This window comes from Sphingopyxis sp., assembly GCF_019459305.1.
In the GTDB taxonomy this organism is placed as follows: Bacteria; Pseudomonadota; Alphaproteobacteria; order Sphingomonadales; family Sphingomonadaceae; genus Sphingopyxis.
The window spans coordinates 1-16,637 of the sequence record NZ_JAIBES010000134.1 but is presented as its reverse complement, the minus strand read 5'-3'; the positions used below and the strand labels follow the sequence as shown (position 1 = coordinate 16,637).

The 16,637-nt window shown below is 63.5% G+C and carries 22 protein-coding genes and 1 pseudogene; 17 read left to right on the top strand and 6 right to left on the bottom strand.

Annotated elements, in window-relative coordinates; translation table 11 throughout:
- Nucleotides 1–149: 149 nt before the first annotated feature.
- From K0M74_RS16110 to K0M74_RS16095, 4 genes are read left to right on the top strand one after another with little or no spacing between them, the layout of a single operon-like run.
- Nucleotides 150–596, top strand: a complete 447-nt coding sequence (locus tag K0M74_RS16110; RefSeq protein WP_293974769.1) for a MarR family winged helix-turn-helix transcriptional regulator — start codon at nucleotides 150–152, stop codon at nucleotides 594–596.
- On the top strand, nucleotides 589–870 hold the full coding sequence (locus tag K0M74_RS16105; RefSeq protein ID WP_293974766.1) for an HPr-rel-A system PqqD family peptide chaperone: 282 nt from the start codon (nucleotides 589–591) through the stop codon (nucleotides 868–870). The genes K0M74_RS16110 and K0M74_RS16105 overlap by 8 nt, the downstream gene beginning before the upstream one ends.
- Nucleotides 867–1,733 carry an HprK-related kinase A gene (locus tag K0M74_RS16100; protein ID WP_293974763.1) on the top strand — a complete coding sequence of 289 codons (867 nt, stop codon included), beginning with the start codon at nucleotides 867–869 and terminating at the stop codon, nucleotides 1,731–1,733. The genes K0M74_RS16105 and K0M74_RS16100 overlap by 4 nt, the downstream gene beginning before the upstream one ends.
- Entirely contained in the window at nucleotides 1,730–2,743 is a 1,014-nt protein-coding gene (locus K0M74_RS16095) for a nucleotidyltransferase family protein (protein WP_293974760.1), read from the top strand. Before K0M74_RS16100 ends, K0M74_RS16095 begins: the two co-directional genes overlap by 4 nt.
- On the opposite strand, the gene K0M74_RS16090 is transcribed toward K0M74_RS16095, so the two are convergent.
- Entirely contained in the window at nucleotides 2,740–3,405 is a 666-nt protein-coding gene (locus K0M74_RS16090) for an HAD-IA family hydrolase (RefSeq protein ID WP_293974757.1), read from the bottom strand. The genes K0M74_RS16095 and K0M74_RS16090 overlap by 4 nt on opposite strands.
- Before the next feature lie 161 nt (nucleotides 3,406–3,566).
- Between K0M74_RS16090 and glmU the strand changes: the two genes are divergently transcribed.
- The 10 genes from glmU to K0M74_RS16040 are packed head-to-tail and all read left to right on the top strand — an operon-like array spanning nucleotide 3,567 to nucleotide 10,310.
- Nucleotides 3,567–4,913, top strand: coding sequence for a bifunctional UDP-N-acetylglucosamine diphosphorylase/glucosamine-1-phosphate N-acetyltransferase GlmU (gene glmU, locus K0M74_RS16085; RefSeq protein ID WP_293974754.1), 1,347 nt, complete (start codon nucleotides 3,567–3,569; stop codon nucleotides 4,911–4,913).
- Between the two features lie 5 nt (nucleotides 4,914–4,918).
- Nucleotides 4,919–5,458: a GNAT family N-acetyltransferase gene (locus tag K0M74_RS16080; protein WP_293974751.1), complete on the top strand. Its 540-nt coding sequence runs from the start codon at nucleotides 4,919–4,921 to the stop codon at nucleotides 5,456–5,458.
- Nucleotides 5,455–5,769 (top strand): hypothetical protein, encoded by a 315-nt coding sequence (locus tag K0M74_RS16075; RefSeq protein WP_293974748.1) that lies wholly within the window; start codon nucleotides 5,455–5,457, stop codon nucleotides 5,767–5,769. The genes K0M74_RS16080 and K0M74_RS16075 overlap by 4 nt, the downstream gene beginning before the upstream one ends.
- Nucleotides 5,762–6,376 (top strand): Pr6Pr family membrane protein, encoded by a 615-nt coding sequence (locus K0M74_RS16070; RefSeq protein WP_293974745.1) that lies wholly within the window; start codon nucleotides 5,762–5,764, stop codon nucleotides 6,374–6,376. Before K0M74_RS16075 ends, K0M74_RS16070 begins: the two co-directional genes overlap by 8 nt.
- Before the next feature lie 49 nt (nucleotides 6,377–6,425).
- Nucleotides 6,426–6,698 (top strand): ribbon-helix-helix domain-containing protein, encoded by a 273-nt coding sequence (locus K0M74_RS16065; protein WP_293974742.1) that lies wholly within the window; start codon nucleotides 6,426–6,428, stop codon nucleotides 6,696–6,698.
- Nucleotides 6,695–7,078, top strand: a complete 384-nt coding sequence (locus K0M74_RS16060; RefSeq protein ID WP_293974740.1) for a type II toxin-antitoxin system VapC family toxin — start codon at nucleotides 6,695–6,697, stop codon at nucleotides 7,076–7,078. The genes K0M74_RS16065 and K0M74_RS16060 overlap by 4 nt, the downstream gene beginning before the upstream one ends.
- Nucleotides 7,079–8,902, top strand: a complete 1,824-nt coding sequence (gene glmS, locus K0M74_RS16055) for a glutamine--fructose-6-phosphate transaminase (isomerizing) (protein ID WP_293974737.1) — start codon at nucleotides 7,079–7,081, stop codon at nucleotides 8,900–8,902.
- Between the two features lie 21 nt (nucleotides 8,903–8,923).
- Nucleotides 8,924–9,271 (top strand): hypothetical protein, encoded by a 348-nt coding sequence (locus K0M74_RS16050; protein WP_293974734.1) that lies wholly within the window; start codon nucleotides 8,924–8,926, stop codon nucleotides 9,269–9,271.
- Nucleotides 9,217–9,900 carry a hypothetical protein gene (locus K0M74_RS16045; RefSeq protein WP_293974731.1) on the top strand — a complete coding sequence of 228 codons (684 nt, stop codon included), beginning with the start codon at nucleotides 9,217–9,219 and terminating at the stop codon, nucleotides 9,898–9,900. The genes K0M74_RS16050 and K0M74_RS16045 overlap by 55 nt, the downstream gene beginning before the upstream one ends.
- On the top strand, nucleotides 9,897–10,310 hold the full coding sequence (locus K0M74_RS16040; protein WP_293974728.1) for an aldehyde-activating protein: 414 nt from the start codon (nucleotides 9,897–9,899) through the stop codon (nucleotides 10,308–10,310). The genes K0M74_RS16045 and K0M74_RS16040 overlap by 4 nt, the downstream gene beginning before the upstream one ends.
- Nucleotides 10,311–10,318: 8 nt before the next feature.
- On the opposite strand, the gene K0M74_RS16035 is transcribed toward K0M74_RS16040, so the two are convergent.
- Complete coding sequence (locus K0M74_RS16035; protein WP_293974725.1) at nucleotides 10,319–10,507, bottom strand: hypothetical protein; 189 nt, start codon at nucleotides 10,505–10,507, stop codon at nucleotides 10,319–10,321.
- 59 nt (nucleotides 10,508–10,566) lie between these two features.
- Between K0M74_RS16035 and K0M74_RS16030 the strand changes: the two genes are divergently transcribed.
- Nucleotides 10,567–11,238: an HAD family phosphatase gene (locus K0M74_RS16030; protein WP_293974722.1), complete on the top strand. Its 672-nt coding sequence runs from the start codon at nucleotides 10,567–10,569 to the stop codon at nucleotides 11,236–11,238.
- 119 nt (nucleotides 11,239–11,357) lie between these two features.
- Here the strand turns inward: K0M74_RS16030 and K0M74_RS16025 are convergent.
- Nucleotides 11,358–12,550: pseudogene (locus K0M74_RS16025) on the bottom strand (IS481 family transposase).
- Between the two features lie 244 nt (nucleotides 12,551–12,794).
- Between K0M74_RS16025 and K0M74_RS16020 the strand changes: the two are divergent.
- The gene (locus K0M74_RS16020; protein ID WP_293974719.1) at nucleotides 12,795–13,664 is read left to right on the top strand and encodes a dienelactone hydrolase family protein; all 870 of its coding nucleotides are present in this window, start codon (nucleotides 12,795–12,797) and stop codon (nucleotides 13,662–13,664) included.
- A gap of 118 nt (nucleotides 13,665–13,782) precedes the next feature.
- On the opposite strand, the gene K0M74_RS16015 is transcribed toward K0M74_RS16020, so the two are convergent.
- The 3 genes from K0M74_RS16015 to K0M74_RS16005 all read right to left on the bottom strand — a co-directional run bounded on the left by K0M74_RS16015 (nucleotide 13,783) and on the right by K0M74_RS16005 (nucleotide 15,982).
- Nucleotides 13,783–14,250, bottom strand: a complete 468-nt coding sequence (locus K0M74_RS16015) for a DUF411 domain-containing protein (protein ID WP_293974715.1) — start codon at nucleotides 14,248–14,250, stop codon at nucleotides 13,783–13,785.
- A 61-nt stretch (nucleotides 14,251–14,311) separates the two neighbouring features.
- Complete coding sequence (locus K0M74_RS16010) at nucleotides 14,312–15,277, bottom strand: aldo/keto reductase (RefSeq protein ID WP_293974712.1); 966 nt, start codon at nucleotides 15,275–15,277, stop codon at nucleotides 14,312–14,314.
- A 114-nt stretch (nucleotides 15,278–15,391) separates the two neighbouring features.
- On the bottom strand, nucleotides 15,392–15,982 hold the full coding sequence (locus K0M74_RS16005) for a LysE family translocator (protein WP_293974709.1): 591 nt from the start codon (nucleotides 15,980–15,982) through the stop codon (nucleotides 15,392–15,394).
- 73 nt (nucleotides 15,983–16,055) lie between these two features.
- Here K0M74_RS16005 and K0M74_RS16000 point away from each other — a divergent pair, with 73 nt between their 5' ends.
- Complete coding sequence (locus K0M74_RS16000; protein ID WP_293974706.1) at nucleotides 16,056–16,508, top strand: Lrp/AsnC family transcriptional regulator; 453 nt, start codon at nucleotides 16,056–16,058, stop codon at nucleotides 16,506–16,508.
- The last annotated feature ends 129 nt before the right edge of the window (nucleotides 16,509–16,637 follow it).

Sequence of the window (16,637 nt, the reverse complement as noted above, 5' to 3'; positions counted from 1 at the left end):
TTGCCAGCGCGGCTAACAAATCCATAGCGGTTATCGTCACGCAATATTACTTCGCTGCGCGCGAAATGACGGATTCGGGAGCGAGAATCGTTCCAGAAACTTTGCATGACGAGGCTTCACAGGCGACAAACAGTCGATAAGGTTAGACCATGGCCGCCAAAAAACTGAACCTCGACAATTTCCTGCCCTATCGCCTGTCGATCGCGTCGAACGCGTTGTCCGAACGGATCGCGGCCGAATATCAGAACCGCTTTGGACTGAAGATCCCCGAGTGGCGGTTGATGGCGGTGCTGGGCGAAGGCAAGCCCAAGACGCAGCGCGAGTTGGTCGAGGCGACGCGGATGGACAAGGTGACCGTCAACCGCGCCGCCAAAGCGCTCGCCGAGCGGCAATTGATCGCGCGGCAGGCGCATGCGGTCGACGGGCGGTCGCACCATCTCGAACTCACCGAGACCGGATGGTCGCTGTACGACGCGATCGTTCCCGCGGCGCTGGCGAGCGAGGCGCAGCTCGAATCGAACATTACGCCCGCCGAGCGCGCGACGATGATGGCGATCCTAGCCAAGCTGACCGCCGCCGCCGAAGATTATGCCTGACCCGATTTACCGCGCCGCGCCGCCAGACGCACTGCGCGTCGAGCCGCTGGGCGAATTGACCGCGATTTTCGACCGCCGATCGATGCAGACGCATCTGGTGGTATCGCCGATGCCCGAAATCCTGGAAGCCATGGTGGCGGACGGTTGCGAGGCGGTGACGCTTGCGGCGCAGCTCGCCGAAAGCTTCGACTTCGACGGCGTAGACGATGTGCAGCCGATCCTCGCTGAGCGGCTGAGCGAGCTGGCGGCGATGGGGCTGGTGGCGCGCGCGTGAGGCACAGTATTCGCATTGCGGTCGGCCCGGTGCAGTTTCGCATCGGCAGCGACTGGGCCGCACCGATTGCGGCGCTTGAACATCTGTACCGCGGCTATCCGCAGGACGAAACACGCCCCGCCGATGCCACGGTGCGGCTGTTCGCGGCGCGGCCGTGGCGGCGCTGGGTGCGGCCTTCGGTCCATATCGGTGGCGACTTCGTCGTTCCCGACGCGCTGCCGCTGCCGCTGTCGATGGGGCTGCTCGCCGCCGAAATGGGGATGAACTTGCAGGTCGCGCTGGGGTGGCGGCGGCATATGCTGCTCCATGCGAGTGCGGTTGCAAAGGATGGCCGTGCGCTGATCATGTCCGGGGAATCGGGGTCGGGCAAATCGACACTGGCGGCGTTGCTCGGGGAGGGCGACTGGCGCCTGATGGGCGACGAATTCACGCTCATCGAGCCGGTGAGCGGCGATGCGTTGGCCTTCCCGCGCGGCGTCAGCCTGAAGAATGAAGCGATCGCCGCGGTCGCCGCGCGGGTCGATGCGGCGCGGCTGGGGCCGCTGATGGCGGGCACGCCGAAGGGCGACATCCGCCACCTGATCCCGCGCGCCGACGCGATTGCGGCGATGCACGAACCCGCGCGTCCGGCGTTGTTGCTGTTCCCGCGCTTTGGCGGCGATGCAGCGATCGAGCCGATGGGCGAGGGTGAGGCATTCGTGCGGCTGACCGAAGCGTCGACCAACTATGTCGCGCTGGGCGAGGCGGGGTTCGCGGCGCTGACGCGGCTGGTGCGCGAGACCCCGGCGTTTGGCATTTCCTATCCCGATAGTGTGACGGGTATCGCGCTGGTTGAGCAGTTGTGGGCCGAGGCGGCGAAGTGAGCGCGGTACAGACCTTTGTTGACCTGCTCGCCGGACGCCGCGAGGCGTCTTCGCTCGCGTCGCGCGATTGGGACGGAGTCATCGGGGTTGCGCGCAGCGAAGCGATGCTGGCGACGCTCGCGCATCGGTTGGCAGGCGCCGACCTGCCACCGACTGTCGCTGCGCTGTTCGTCGATCAGCGCGCCGCCGGGGCGGTTGCCCAGCGGCAGGCGCTGTGGGAGGCCGAGATGGCGCGACGCGCGCTGGCGCCGGTCGGGATCGAATTTGTGCTGCTCAAAGGCGCTGCCTACGCTGCAGCGGGCATGGCGTGCGCGGCGGGGCGCCAGATCGGCGACCTCGACATATTGGTGCTCGCGTCGGATATCCGCCGGGCAGAGAATGCCTTGCTCAATGCGGAGTGGGAGTGGGTCAAATCGGACCCCTATGACGATTTCTACTACCGCGAGCATATGCACGAGTTGCCGCCGCTGATCCACAAATCGCGCGACCGGATGATCGACGTCCACCACACGATCCTGCCGCGCACCCACCGGATCACGCCCGATGCGCTGGCGCTGGTCAGCGACGCGGTGACGAGTGCCGACGGCTTTGCGGTGCTCAACCCCGCCGACATGGCCTGTCACTGCGCCGCGCACATGCTGGCCGACGGCGATTTGCAGGGTGGCCTGCGCAACCTGTGGGATTTCCATCTGATGACGCGCGATTTTGCGGTGGCGGATCCGCGGTTTTGGGAGCAACTCGATGTGCGCGCGAGGCTGCATGGCTTGCTGGATGCGGTGCAGCGTGCGGCCCGGCTGTCGCGGGATCTGTACGGTGCGGTGCTACCCGCAGGATGGAGCGGGCCGGAGGCGACCGACCGCTGGTTTCGCGAGCGCCTCTTCGCCCGCGACGATTGGGGACGGGTGACCCGACCGCTGCTTGAGCAAGCCTTCTACATCCGCTCGCACTGGCTGCGGATGCCGCCGACGATGCTGGCGCAGCATTTATGGACGAAATGGCGGAAGCGTTAGAGGCGCGTCAACAGCGGCACAAGGTCGTCGAAATGGTCGATGACATGATCCGCGTCAAGCTCGTCGGCAGGCCGATCCAGAAAACCGAAGCTGACCGCAATGCTGGTCACCCCGGCGCAGTTCGCGGCCGTCACGTCATAGATGCTGTCCCCGACAAACGCCGCGCGCCCGCCGCCGCAGCGGGCGACCATTTCAATGATCGGCGCGGGGGAGGGTTTGGCGTTGCCCGCCCCGAGCGTGTCGCCGCCGATGATCGTCGCCATCCGGTCGGCCAGCCCGAGCTCGCCGAGCAGCTTACGCGCCATATCTTCGCGCTTGTTGGTGACCACTGCGGTCTTCACCCCGAGCGTATCGAGCCGATCGAGCGCGGCTATCAAGCCAGGGAAGACGCGGCTGTGGACCGCGATATGTGCTTCGTAGAACCGCAGCAATTCGCGATAGAGCCGCTCGAAATCGCCGCCCGGAATGCCGCCGGTTGCGGCGAATCCCTGTTCGAGCATGTGCCGTGCGCCCAGCCCGATCACGGGCCGCACCTTGGCCTCGGTCAGCGGCGCGCGCGCGGCGAGGACCAGCGCATGGTTGACCGCCGCGCTCAGGTCGCCCGCGGTATCGGCCAGCGTGCCGTCGAGGTCGAAGCCGACGATCGCGAAGGGGAAACTCAAACGGCACCTCCTGAATTCCGTGTGTGTCGAGCGAAGTCGAGACACCTATAAGGCGGGCATGGACGACAGGCCTCTCGACTGCGCTCGATGCGAACGGGTTTGAGAGGGCGCATGGCGCGACGCTCTGGAAACCGCAATGATTTGCTGGCATGGCAGCGCGCATGAGCAATCCTATCGCCGCCATCGTCCTTGCCGCGGGCAAGGGTACCCGCATGAAATCCGACCTGCACAAGGTGCTGCATCCGATCGCCGGGCGGCCGATGCTGCTACACCTGATGGCCAGCGTCGACGCGCTGGATCCCGCGAAAAAGGTCGTCATCGTCGGCGACAAGGCCGACCAGCTCGAGGCCGCATTGGCGGGCACCGCGGACTTGGCAGTGCAGGATCCGCAGCTGGGCACCGGTCATGCGGTGCAGCAGGCCGAAGCTGCGCTCGCGGGTTTCGATGGCGATGTGCTGATCCTTTACGGCGACGTTCCCTTTGTCCCTGCCGCCACGATGCAAGCGATGATCGACCGGCTGAACGCCGATGATGCGCCCGCGGTCGTCGTGCTTGCGTTCGAGCCCGACGATGCGCAGCAATATGGCCGCGTCATCACTGAAGGCGACCGCGTGTCCAAGATGGTCGAGCATAAAGACGCGACCGACGCCGAGCGCGCGGTGCGGCTGTGCAATTCGGGGTTGATGGCGGCGAAGTCGACAGACCTCTTCGCGCTGCTGGCGCGGGTGACCGACGACAATGCGGCGAAGGAATTTTACCTCGTCGATATCGTCAATATCGCCAATGCGGACGGGCGGCATTGTGCGGTGGTCGTCACCGACCCTTATGACGTCGCCGGGATCAACAGCCGCGGCGAACTCGCGGCGATGGAAGGCGAATGGCAGGCGCGACGGCGGGTGCAGGCGATGGCCGACGGTGCCAGCCTGATTGCGCCCGACACAGTGTGGTTCGCCTGGGATACGCAACTCGGCCGCGACGTGCTGATCGAGCCCAATGTGTTTTTCGGCCCGGGCGTCACCGTCGCCGATAATGTGAAGATCCGCGCGAACTGCCATATCGAAGGCACCGCCATCGGCTCCGGCTGCGAAGTCGGTCCCTTCGCGCGGCTGCGCCCCGGCACCGTGCTGGGCGAAAAGGTCAAGATCGGCAATTTTGTCGAAACCAAAAAGGCGGTGCTGGGCAAAGGCGCTAAGGCCAACCACCTGACCTATCTGGGTGACGCGACGATCGGCGCGGGCGCCAACATCGGCGCGGGGACGATCACCTGCAATTACGACGGCTATTTCAAATATCAGACGGTGATCGGCGAAAACGCCTTCATTGGCAGCAACAGCGCGCTGATCGCCCCCGTCACCATCGGCCGCGATGCGATCGTTGCTGCGGGCAGCGCGGTGTCGCGCGACGTCGCGGCTGGCGACCTGCGCATGGTCCGGGCCGAACAAATGGTCAAACCCGGCTGGGCCGACCGTTTCCACGATGCGATGCGCAAGAAAAAGGCGGGCAAGTAGGGATCATGCCTGTGCCGGCGCTGATCACCCCGCGGCTCGTGCTGCGCCAGATTCGCGCGGACGATGCCGCCGCGCTGTTTCCGGTGCTGTCCGATGCCGACGTGATGAATTGGTGGTCGAGCGGCCCGCACCAATCGCTCGCCGAAACCGAAGACTATGTCGCCTACAATGCGATCGAGGGACGCGACTATCAGTGCTGGGCGATCACCCTGCGTGATGATGTCGCGATCGGCTGGGTGATCCTGATCGACGCCAAGCCCGATGTGAAAGAAATCGGCTATATCCTGCACCGCGACCATTGGCGCGGCGGGGTCGCGCGCGAAGCGGTGGCGCGCGTCATCGACTATGGCTTTGCCGAACTGAAACTGCGGCGCATCTTTGCCGATACCGATCCGGAGAATCGCGGATCGATCGCGCTGCTCGAACGTCTTGGCTTTCAATATGAAGGCCGTCTGCGCGGAGAGTGGGAAACGCATATCGGCGTGCGCGATTCGCTGATTTTCGGCTTGCTGCGCGACGAATGGACAATGGAGAAAAACCCGTGACCGACCGTTATACCGACAAGCCGTTCCTGCGCTTTGTCGACGCCTGGGTGCTGAAGGCGATCGGGCATCTGGATTCCGCGACCGAAACCTATTGCAAGGCGATGGTGCCGCAGCTCGAACAGAGTTTCGGTTTGACGGGCAGCTGGGAGCGGATCGTCGAACAGCAGATGAAATTCGGACCCGAACTGCCCGCGCAGATCCGCAAGATCTGGACCGACGGCCAGACGCGGTTCGAGGCAGGCAACGGTGCCGCGCCCGATCCGGTGCAATTCGCCTATCTGTTTGTGGACCGGAATTTGCAAAATGGCTGAGATGGGCACGCGGGAGCGCCTGCTTCATGCGCTGTCGGCGGTTGTTGCCTGGGCTGCTTTGGCGCTCCAACTTGCCGTTCTCGCTGGGCGATTCGCCGAAACAGGACAGACATTCGGCGAGGCCCTGTGGCGTTTCGTCGGCTTCTTCACAATCCTGACAAACCTGTTCGTCGCGCTGGTGGCGAGCACGGCGGCGCTGGCGCCGCAGCGATGGCTCGCGTCCGCGCCCACCCGCTACGCCGCGCTGGTTGCGATCCTGCTCGTCGGCATCGTCTATTCGCTACTGCTGCGCCATATCTGGAGCCCGCAAGGCTGGCAGGCGGTCGCCGACCATGCGCTGCACGATGCGAGCCCACTGCTCTTCCTGCTCGCGTGGCTCGCCGCGCCGCACGGCGGGCTTGGCTGGCGGAGTGCGCTTTGGGCAGTCGCATTTCCCTTCGCCTACCTTGTCCATGCGCTCGGTCGTGGTGCGTTCGACGGCTGGTACGCTTTATTTCCTCGACCCGACCCAGCAGAGCGTGCCGCAGATGCTCGTCAGCGTCGCCCTGATCCTGTGGGGCGTGGTTGTGATCGCGTTGCTGGCGCTGCTCATCGACAAGTGGCTTGAGCGTATGTGTGGGGCTTGACATGATATCATGATATGATATCAGTATATCATGACTCGCATACTCACCGAGGTTCCGGACGAAGACGTGAAACGGCTCGACGCCATTGCGCGACGTGACGGCAAATCGCGCGCGGCTGTTTTGCGGGAAGCCATCCAGAATTATCTCGATGCAGGTTCCAAACAAGGCTTCGAGAAATATTTCGGCTTGTGGGAGCGGCACGGTTCGCGCGTCGATGGTCTGGAATATGAACGTCAGTTGCGTGACGAATGGCCCGATGTCGGCGACGTCGCGCCACCCAAAAAGAAACGCAGCGCCGCGTGAGCGAGCGCTTTTTCGATACCAATATCGTCATCGATATGCTGCACGATCGCCCTGCAGCATGGGCCGAAGTGCGTAACGTCACCCGCGCATGGATCAGCAGGATGACATGGATCGAGGTTATGTCGGGTGTTCCCGACAGCGCGGCGACTGAGACGGAGGAGTTTCTGCGTCTCTTTGCGATGAGCGAAATCGATGAAGAAATCGCCCGACGGGCGGCGGCGCTTCGCCATCAACGCAAGTCACTGAAATCGCCCGATGCCATCATCCTTGCTTCGGCACAGGTTTCTGGCCGTATTCTCGTGACAAGAAATACAAAGGATTTCCCGGCAGAAATGCCCGGCATCCGCGTCCCCTACAAAGTCGGATCAAAGGCAAATTAGATGTGCGGAATTATCGGAATTATCGGCAAGGAGCAGGTCGCCGATCGCCTCGTCGATGGGCTGAAGCGGATGGAATATCGCGGCTATGACAGCGCGGGCGTCTGCACCGTGCAGGATAGCCAGCTGATCCGCCGTCGCGCCGAGGGCAAGCTGGGCAATCTGGTCAAGGAGCTCGCGGGCAATCCCGCGCAGGGCACTGTCGGTATCGCCCACACCCGCTGGGCAACTCACGGCGCGCCGACGACCAGCAACGCACACCCGCACGCGACGGGCGAAGTTGCACTCGTCCACAACGGGATCATCGAAAATTTCAAGCCGCTGCGCGAGGCGTTGCAAGCGCGCGGCCGCAGCTTCGAGAGCGAGACCGACACTGAGGTGGTCGCGCATCTGGTGAGTGAGCAGGTCGAGACGGGCTTGTCGCCGCAGGATGCAGTCAAGACCGTGCTGCCCCAACTGCGCGGTGCATTTGCGCTCGCGATCGCCTTTCGCCAGCATCCCGACCTGCTCATCGGCGCGCGCCTCGGCTCGCCGCTGGTCGTCGGTTATGGCGAGGGTGAAACCTATCTCGGTAGCGACGCGCTCGCGCTCGCGCCGCTGACGCAGAAAATTGCCTATCTCGACGAGGGCGACTGGGTCGTCATCACCCGCGACGGCGCGCAGATTTACGACAGCGCCAACAATCCGGTGACGCGCGAGATCACCACCTCGGGCGTCACCGCCGCCGCGGTCGAAAAGGGTAATTACCGCCACTTCATGCAGAAAGAGATTTTCGAGCAGCCGACCGTGGTCGCACAGACGCTCTCCTCCTACATCCGCCCGCTCGAGCAGACCGTCGCGCTGCCGCAGATGGATTTCGACCTGTCGAAGATCGACCGCATCACCATCGTCGCGTGCGGCACCAGCTTCTATGCCGGCATGGTCGCCAAATATTGGTTCGAGACCTTCGCGCGCGTCCCCGTCGACATCGATGTCGCCAGCGAGTTTCGTTACCGCGACCCGGTACTGCAACCCGGCGGGCTCGCGCTGTTCATTTCGCAATCGGGCGAGACCGCCGACACGCTCGCGGCGCTACGCCATTGCAAGGCGAACGGCCAAACGATAGCGGTCGTCGTCAACGTCCCGACCAGCAGCATGGCGCGCGAGGCCGACCTGCTGCTCCCGACCCATGCCGGTCCCGAAATCGGCGTCGCGTCGACCAAGGCCTTCACTTGCCAGCTCGCGGTGCTCGCGGCGCTGGCGGCGCATCTCGCGCTCAAAAAGGGCAAGCTCAGCGCCGACGAGGAGCATGAGATCGTCAAGCATCTGATCGAGGCGCCCGCGGCGCTTAACGCCGCGCTGAGCCATGACGATGATATCGCCGCAATGGCGCACCTGATCGCCCCGGCACGCGACGTGCTCTACCTTGGCCGCGGCCCCGACTATCCGCTGGCGATGGAGGGCGCGCTCAAGCTCAAGGAAATCTCGTACATCCACGCAGAAGGCTATGCGTCGGGTGAAATGAAGCACGGCCCCATCGCGCTGATCGACGAATCGGTCCCGGTGATCGTCCTCGCGCCCAGTGGCCCGCTGTTCGAAAAGACCGTCAGCAACATGCACGAAGTGATGGCGCGCGGCGGCAAGGTCGTGCTGATTTCGGACGCCGACGGCATCGCCGAAGCAGGTGACGGCTGCATGGCAACGATCGAAATGCCCAAAGTCCACCCGCTGATCGCGCCGCTGGTCTATGCGGTGCCGGTGCAACTGCTCGCGTACCATGTCGCGGTGGCGAAGGGGACGGACGTCGATCAGCCGCGCAATCTGGCGAAGTCGGTGACGGTCGAGTGAGGGCGATATCGCGATGAAAATATGAGTTCCGCATGGACCGAAATCGGGATCGTGCTGGCGGTGTTTATTGCCATCGCGGCAATGGCGATTGCGTTCGATCGCCGCGCTGAGGTGATGGTTGAAGATGGACCGGAAGACGAGCCCTATCAAATCTTCACGCGAGAATTCGACCGAGTGATTGCCGCAACGGACCTGCCTGCGATCTTGCGTGAGGCAAGTCCCGACGTTGCGAAGGGATATCACGAAAAGAACGATTGGAAGTGGCGCGCGCAGATTGCTCTTGCCGAAGTTTCTATGGTCAGCTCGCCGAGCTGTTGCCGTTGGAAGCGGACGAGGCTGATACGCTGCGCGATGCGGCCGTCCTGCTGATGATCGATCAATCGGGTTCGATGCGCGGAGAGCCCATGGCATGTGCCGCCGCAGGCGTGCGCCGTCTATCGGATGAGCTGGCCCGTCGCGGTGCAAATGTTGCTGTCGCCGGCTATACCACTGCCGGGTGGCATGGCGGCTTTGCGCGGCGTAAATGGCGGCGCGAAAGGCGCCCTGCGCGGCCGGGGCGTTTGTGCGCGCTGCTTCACATCGTTTACCGGCCGTTCGACAGTACGGACCTGGAAGAAAATGCTTGGCGGCAGATGCTCAATCCGGATGTCTTGCGCGAAAATGTCGATGGCCGAGCTTTGGAATGGGGTGCCGCCTACCTGAATAGCCGTTCGGAAAGACGGCGCATTCTGCTTGTCGTAAGCGACGGAGCGCCCGTCAATGACGCTACGCTTTTTGCGAACGGGCCGTCCTACATGCACCGGCATTTCCTCAAGGTCCGCGATACATTGTTGGATGCGAAGACCCCAGAGTTGCTTGCGATTGGAGTGGGCTATCGCGCTTCCGAATTTTATCCGGTGTCGCGTGAAGCGGTTGATGCGGGTCAGCTTGCCGAGCCGGGGCTTGGCCTCGTGATAGGCAATGTCATGCGCAAACGTAGGGTTATGATTTCGACATGAGCTGGAACACCACTTGCCACTGCGGCGCCGTGTCGGTGCGGCTCGCCGAGGCGCCCGAGGAAATTGCCGAGTGCAATTGCTCGCTCTGCTTTTCCCATGGCATCCTCTGGGCCTATTATTCGCCGCGTGACGTGGTGATCGAGGGAGCGACGCGGACCTATAATCGCGCCGACCGCGCAAACCCCAATTCGGATCTGCATTTTTGCGCGACCTGCGGCTGCGTGACGCACTGGTCGGCGACTGCGGGGCTGATCGAGCGAATGGGCGGCGAGGTTGATATGATGGGTGTCAACATGCGGCTGTTCGATCCGGCGCAGCTCAGCGGGGTGAAGCTCAGCTTTCCCGACGGGCGCGACTGGACGGGAGAGGGGCCGTGGGGCTTCGTCCGCGACGCGGCGGTTATGCCCTGATCGGACGGCTAACTGACCAAATTCGCCTGCGCCAGAATCGACGCCGCGACGTCCTCGATCTTGCCCGCGACCAGCAGCGGCGCGCCGCCGACCATGCCGACCTGGGTCTGGCCATTTTCATAGTCGCGGAGCCAGGCGACATTTTCGGCGACGACCAGATAATTGCCGCCGCGCGACTTGAGTTCGATGAATTTCATGCCGATGTCTCCTGGTGGTCGAGGCTCTAGGTGCGAAGTATGAAGATTGTAGGATTGCCATGAGTTTCGCCGCGATCATTTTCGATTTCGACGGTGTCATCGCCGACAGCGAGGTGCGCGCGAACCTGTCGCTCGCCGAGAGCCTGACCGCGGTCGGGATGCCGTCGAGCTATGACGAGTGCCTGCGCGACTATTATGGGCACAACTGGCAGGAGACGCAGCGGCGGATCGAGGCGCGGTTCGGCCGTTCGCTGCCCGCCGATTTTCGTGAACAGCACCGCGAACGGGCGCGGGGCCGGTTCATGGAGGGGTTTGACGCGGTCCCCGGCGCCGCCGATTTTCTTGCGAAGCTGGGGTCAACGCCCCGCGCAATCGCGTCGTCGAGCCGCGCCGAATATATCGGCTGGGCGCTCGGCCTGTTCGGGCTGGGGGATCATTTCGGCGATCATGTGTACAGCGCCGACGGCTGGGATCGCGGCAAGCCGTTTCCCGACATTTACCTAGCCGCCGCCAAAGGGCTGAGCGTCGATCCCCCGCAGTGCCTGGCGATCGAGGATTCGCCGACCGGGGCGTTGGCCGCGCTGGCGGCGGGGATGACCGTGGTCGGTTTTTGCGGCGCCGGGCATATCGTCGATCGCGCCGCGCACGGTGAACTGCTGCGCGCGGTCGGGGTGCATCATGTGGCACTGACCTATGGTGAGATAGAGAGCCTGACGGTCGTCGCACCATAATCCTCCCTGTCGCGCAGCGATGGGGAGGTGGCAGCGGGAAGCGCTGACGAGGGGCTTTGGCGCCACTTCGCCGCCCCTCCACCACCCTTTGGGTGGTCCCCCTCCCCATGGCTTCGTGTTCAGACTGGGGACATGACTGATAGGTGTTCGGAGACATCGTTTACAGGCCTCGCGTTTCATTGGGAATGCCGTGGAGTGATATGGATTTGATTTTCTGATGCCGGAAGAAGGCATCGAACTCGCCGTCACGCGGTGTAGGTCGCAGGGCGATGGTTTTTCCGATGAACGCTTTGGGGAACCGGAAGGGATGGTTTTTGAAGCTGACCCAGCCGTTGGCCTGAACCTTGCGGAACCGGTCGTCTGGGCCATATTCGAAGGCAGGGACGTATTCGCAGAAGGCTCTCGGGCTCAGACGGTAGCGGTCAGCGGGGACCGCGTAGGCGAGCGCCTCGTGGGGCCGCTCGGTATTGTAGATGCGGCGCCACGCGTCGAACGCGGTCTGGGCATGGCTCAGCGAGCCGAAGGGGTTCGCCATGGCTTCGGCCTTGAGGCTGCGGTGGAAGCGCTCGTCCTTGCCGAGCGTCTGGGGATGATAGTGTCTGGAGTGGGAGACCCTGACGCCAAGTTCGATCAGCCAGACGGACAGGGTCGTGAAAGGGTTGTCCGAGGTCGTGCCCCACGGCACACCATTGTCCACGGCAATCCGCCACGGCAGACCGTAGCGCCGGAAAGCGGCGACGAGCCGGGTCTGGACGGTGGTGCCCAACTGATCGAGGCACGCCCCGATATCGATAGCGAAGCGTGAATGATCGTCGAGAATCGTCAAGGGAAAGAGCCGCGCGCCCAGCGTCTTGCCCAGGGCGACATGGCCCTTGAAATCCATCTGCCACAGATCGTTGGGAGCCTCGTGCTCGAAGCGGATGAAGCTTTGCGATCCGCCGCCGAACTGCCCAAGCCGCTCGCCGTGCCGTGCCAGGATCGCGGTCACCGTCGAGGCCGCTGGAGCCGCCAGCCCCGCGCGCAGCAGCCAATGCCGAATCTTGCGCCCGCCCCAGGCCGGATGATCCCGGCGCATGGAAAGCACTGCGGCTTCCATCGCTTCGCTACAGCGCAAAGGCGAATGCAAGGGCCGTCGCGAGCGTTCGACCAGACCAGCTAATCCCGCCTGCCGGTATCGTGACAGCCACTTGTGGCCAGTCGGGCGCAAGACGCCAAACCGTCGGCACAGCTCACTCACATTGGCGCCTTCGACCAGCGCCAGACGGACGAACTCTTCCTTCAAAGACATCGCACTGAATCCTTCGAACGGCATCGCTCCACTCCCCGGCCAACCAGCCACAAGTGTAAACGATGTCTCCGAACCACTGAAAACGATGTCCCCGGTCTGAACACTTCGCCACGGGAAGGATTGCGACTGCAAAAAACGCTGTCCTACAAAATCCGGCTGGATTAGCTTGGTACCCTGTTCGATCCCGAACACGGCACGACATATGCAATCGCGAGTGAAGTTGCGCAGTTTTCTGCGGCTTTGCCGAAACCGCCCCAAGGAGAGCGCCATGTGTACCGAAGACACCGAAGCCGATCTGGACCGCGCCGGGATGGCGGTTGGCCGCCGCAGCTTTGCCGCGCTGGCGGGGGCTGGCGCACTACTCGCGGCACTGCCGGCGCGGGCGATGGCGGGGAAACCGGTGAAAGGCCGCGACGTCGAGATTACGACCGCGGCGGGCATCTGCGACGCCTATTTCGTGGCACCCACCAGTGGCAAGCATCCCGGGGTGCTGATCTGGCCCGACATCCGCGGGCTTCGCCCCGCCTTTCGCCAGATGGCCGACCGGCTGGCGGGTGAGGGCTATGCTGTGCTGTGTGTGAACCCTTTCTACCGCTGGCAGAAATCGCCGGTCGTTGACGCCGCAAATGATTGGGGCGATCCGGCGGTGCGCGAAAAGCTGTTCGGTTATCTGAAGCAGCTAACCAAGCCGGTGGTCGAAACCGACGCCGCGGCGCATCTCGCGTTCCTCGACACGCAGAAGGAGGTCGACAAGACGCGCAAGCTTGCCGCTACCGGTTACTGCATGGGCGGCCCGATGACGATCTATACCGCGGCGTTGAAACCCGACCGCGTCGGTGCGGCAGCAAGCTTTCACGGCGGCGGCGTCGGCACCGACAATCCCGACAGTCCGCATCTGCTGATCCCCCTGACCAGGGCGGGCTATCTGTTTGCGATTGCCGACAATGACGACAAGGAAACGCCGAACGAAAAGGTCTTGCTGAAAGCGGTGCTCGAACCGCGCAAGCAATGGCACGAGGTCGAGGTGTATGAAGGCGCAATGCACGGCTGGTGCCCGCCCGACGGTCGCGCTTATAATGAAGCGGCCGCCGAAAAGGCATGGGCGCGGATGCTGGAGCTGTTCAAGGTGAGTTTGTAACGGTCACCGCTCAAACCCTTTCGTGTCGAGCGAAGTCGAGACACCTATCTGTGGCGCAAGCCCTCACGGTGTCTCGACTTCGCTCGACACGAACGGGAAAGGAGCTAGGCTTTGCCGATCAGTGGGCGTGCGCGCCGCCGCTCGCCGCATAGCTCGCATAAACGCGCTGGCCGCCGCTGCCGAACGTCATGACCTTATACGCCTCACGGTGGTCGCCATGCTCCATGCCGGGCGATCCCATCGGCATCCCGGCGACGGCAAGGCCTTTGACGCCCTTGGGCTTTTCGCGGAGCAGCCGGGCGATTTCTTTGGCGGGGACATGGCCTTCGATGACGTAGCCGCCGACCAGCACGGTGTGACAGCTGCGCAGCGCCTGCGGCACGCCTTGTTTGTCCTTGACCGCGGCCATGTCGGTCGAATTGACGACGACCGCCTTCTGACCGAACGACGCTTTGACCTGTTCCAACCATTTGAGGCAGCAGCCGCAGCCCGCATCGCGGAACATCGTCGGGTTGGCGGCGTGGGCGACACCGATGGTGGCGGAGAAGGCGGCGAGGGCGAAGAAGGCGCGGCGGGTGGGGGACATGGCGGGGTTCCTTGCTGAATTCGGACGAAGATTAGCAGCCGCGGCGCGCCGCACAAGCCGTTCAGCCCATCGGATAGAGGATGTCTTTGCTGACCTTATGTAGTGCCGTCATCACCTCGTCGCTCAGCACCAGATCCATCGCATCGAGGATCGGCTGGAGCTGGTCATCGGCGCTGACCCCGACGATCGTCGAGGCGACAAAATCATGCTGTTTCGACCAAGCGGTCGCCATCGTCACCGGGTGCAGCCCGGCGTCTTCGGCGATCTGCAGGTAGCGCGCGGTAGCGGCGAGGCTCCTTTCATTTACGAAGCGCTGGCCCATCGCGGCCTGCCGCCCTTCCATCGCGAGGTAGCGCGAGAATCGCGCACCTTCGGGCGTCGCGCCGCCCTGATATTTGCCCGACAACACCCCACCGGCGAGCGGCGAGTAGGGGATCAGGCTGACGCCTTCCTGACGGCACACCTGTTTCAGCTCATCCTCGAACCGGCGGTTGTTGAGGCTGAAATTATTCTGGATCGTATGGTAGCGCGCGACGCCGAGTTTGTCGGACGCCGCGAGCGATTTCATCAGTCCCCAGCTCGTTTCGTTCGAGCAACCGAGGATGCGGACCTTGCCGATCCGGACCAGCTCGTCGAGCGCGTCCATGATTTCTTCATAGGGCGCGTCATGGTCGGGCCAATGCGTTTGGTAGAGGTCGACATAGTCGGTCTGCAGCCGCGTCAGGCTGTCGTCGATCGCCTGAAAGATATTCTTGCGGTCGAGCGCGGTCATCCCGTTGCGGCACGGCGACTTGAACCACACATGGCTCGGCCCCGATACCTTGGTCGCCAGGATGATCGCATCGCGCGGCTTGGTCTTCAGCCAGCGCCCGACGATCTCTTCGGTGCGGCCGACCCATTTGATGTCGGGCGGCACCGGATAGCCCTCGGCGGTATCGTAAAAGTTGGTCCCGGCCTCGAAGCAGCGATCGAGGATGCGGAACGCCGCGGCCTCGTCGGTCTGGCTGCCGAAGGTCATGGTCCCCATGCAAATGTCGGACACATGGATGGCGCTCTGGCCAAGACGGCGACTCTGCATGGCTCTGTTCTCCGGTCAGAAGAGGGGAGCTTCGTGCATAGGTTGCGAACCGCAACCTTGCAATCAGATCAGCAGCGCGAGCGATCCCACCAGCAGCGCCGCCATCGTCCAATTGAATGCGCGAAGTCGCGCCGGGCTCGACAGCCAGCCGCGCAGCACCTGACCCATGACCGCCCACAGGCTGGTCGAGGGCAGGTTGATGAGGCCGAAGATCACCGCGACGAGCAGCACCGCGCCCAGATTGCGGTCGGGCGCGTAAAGCGCAATCGCGGTCAGCGCCATCGACCAGGCCTTGGGATTGACCCACTGAAACAGCATCGCTTGAACGAACGTCATCGGTTTGGCGCGCGCGCCGCTTGCGGTGTCGGCGGCTGCGGCATTGGCGATCTTCCATGCGAGCCAGAGCAGATAGACCACGCTGACGACCTTGAGCACGGTATTGAGGACCGGGAACAGGTCGAACAACCCCGTCAGCCCCAGTCCGACGAGAATGATCATCAGCGTAAAGCCGATGCCAACCCCAAGCGCGTGCGGGATGGTGCGGCGGAGGCCGAAATTGGCGCCCGATGCCATCAGCATCATATTGTTCGGCCCCGGCGTGATCGACGAGACGAGGGCAAAGGCGGAGAGCGCAAGGAGTGTCGTCTGGTTCATGCGCGCAACATAATGCGTTCCTGCGGCGCATGGGTTGCAAAGAATGGCGCTGATCTCCTATAATATGCAATCTATGAGCAAGATGGACGATATTGGCCGCAAGATATTGCGCGAACTGTCAAGGGACGGGCGAATCTCGAACCTCGAACTTGCCGAGCGCGTCGGGCTGTCGCCGTCGGCCTGTCTGCGGCGGGTGCAGGAGCTGGAACGGAGCGGGGTCGTCACCGGTTACCGCGCCACCATCGATCCCGCGAAGCTGGGGATGGGGTTCCTTGCCTATGTGACGGTCGGGCTGTCGACGCATACCAAGAAGGCGCAAGCTGATTTCGAGGCCGCAATGGCGGGCGCGCCGGAAGTGCGCGAATGCCACAATATTACCGGCGCTATCGAATATCTGCTGCGGATCGAGACCGCCGATCTGGCGGCATACAAGCATTTCCACACTGAGGTGCTGGGGGTGCTGCCGCAGGTGCATTCGATCAGCACCTACGTGGTGATGGATTCGACCAAGGATGAGCGGGCGTAACAATGCCGTCGCCCCCGTGAAGGCGGGGGGCGCAGTCGGTTTACTCGGACACCTCAGGTAATGGCCTCCAGCGGCCCCCCCCATCGCCGGGGGGCCGGAGGATCCGTTGAACGGGCGCCCCCCCCCCCC

What these genes read in the sequence shown, in the direction of transcription:
- K0M74_RS16110 (WP_293974769.1), top strand. Translation starts at nt 150, where the DNA reads ATGGCCGCCAAAAAACTGAACCTCGACAATTTCCTGCCCTATCGCCTG.
- K0M74_RS16105 (WP_293974766.1), top strand. Translation starts at nt 589, where the DNA reads ATGCCTGACCCGATTTACCGCGCCGCGCCGCCAGACGCACTGCGCGTC.
- glmU (WP_293974754.1), top strand. Translation starts at nt 3,567, where the DNA reads ATGAGCAATCCTATCGCCGCCATCGTCCTTGCCGCGGGCAAGGGTACC.
- K0M74_RS16080 (WP_293974751.1), top strand. Translation starts at nt 4,919, where the DNA reads ATGCCTGTGCCGGCGCTGATCACCCCGCGGCTCGTGCTGCGCCAGATT.
- K0M74_RS16070 (WP_293974745.1), top strand. Translation starts at nt 5,762, where the DNA reads ATGGCTGAGATGGGCACGCGGGAGCGCCTGCTTCATGCGCTGTCGGCG.
- K0M74_RS16065 (WP_293974742.1), top strand. Translation starts at nt 6,426, where the DNA reads ATGACTCGCATACTCACCGAGGTTCCGGACGAAGACGTGAAACGGCTC.
- glmS (WP_293974737.1), top strand. Translation starts at nt 7,079, where the DNA reads ATGTGCGGAATTATCGGAATTATCGGCAAGGAGCAGGTCGCCGATCGC.
- K0M74_RS16050 (WP_293974734.1), top strand. Translation starts at nt 8,924, where the DNA reads ATGAGTTCCGCATGGACCGAAATCGGGATCGTGCTGGCGGTGTTTATT.
- K0M74_RS16040 (WP_293974728.1), top strand. Translation starts at nt 9,897, where the DNA reads ATGAGCTGGAACACCACTTGCCACTGCGGCGCCGTGTCGGTGCGGCTC.
- K0M74_RS16035 (WP_293974725.1), bottom strand. Translation starts at nt 10,507, where the DNA reads ATGAAATTCATCGAACTCAAGTCGCGCGGCGGCAATTATCTGGTCGTC.
- K0M74_RS16030 (WP_293974722.1), top strand. Translation starts at nt 10,567, where the DNA reads ATGAGTTTCGCCGCGATCATTTTCGATTTCGACGGTGTCATCGCCGAC.
- K0M74_RS16020 (WP_293974719.1), top strand. Translation starts at nt 12,795, where the DNA reads ATGTGTACCGAAGACACCGAAGCCGATCTGGACCGCGCCGGGATGGCG.
- K0M74_RS16015 (WP_293974715.1), bottom strand. Translation starts at nt 14,250, where the DNA reads ATGTCCCCCACCCGCCGCGCCTTCTTCGCCCTCGCCGCCTTCTCCGCC.
- K0M74_RS16010 (WP_293974712.1), bottom strand. Translation starts at nt 15,277, where the DNA reads ATGGGGACCATGACCTTCGGCAGCCAGACCGACGAGGCCGCGGCGTTC.
- K0M74_RS16005 (WP_293974709.1), bottom strand. Translation starts at nt 15,982, where the DNA reads ATGAACCAGACGACACTCCTTGCGCTCTCCGCCTTTGCCCTCGTCTCG.
- K0M74_RS16000 (WP_293974706.1), top strand. Translation starts at nt 16,056, where the DNA reads ATGAGCAAGATGGACGATATTGGCCGCAAGATATTGCGCGAACTGTCA.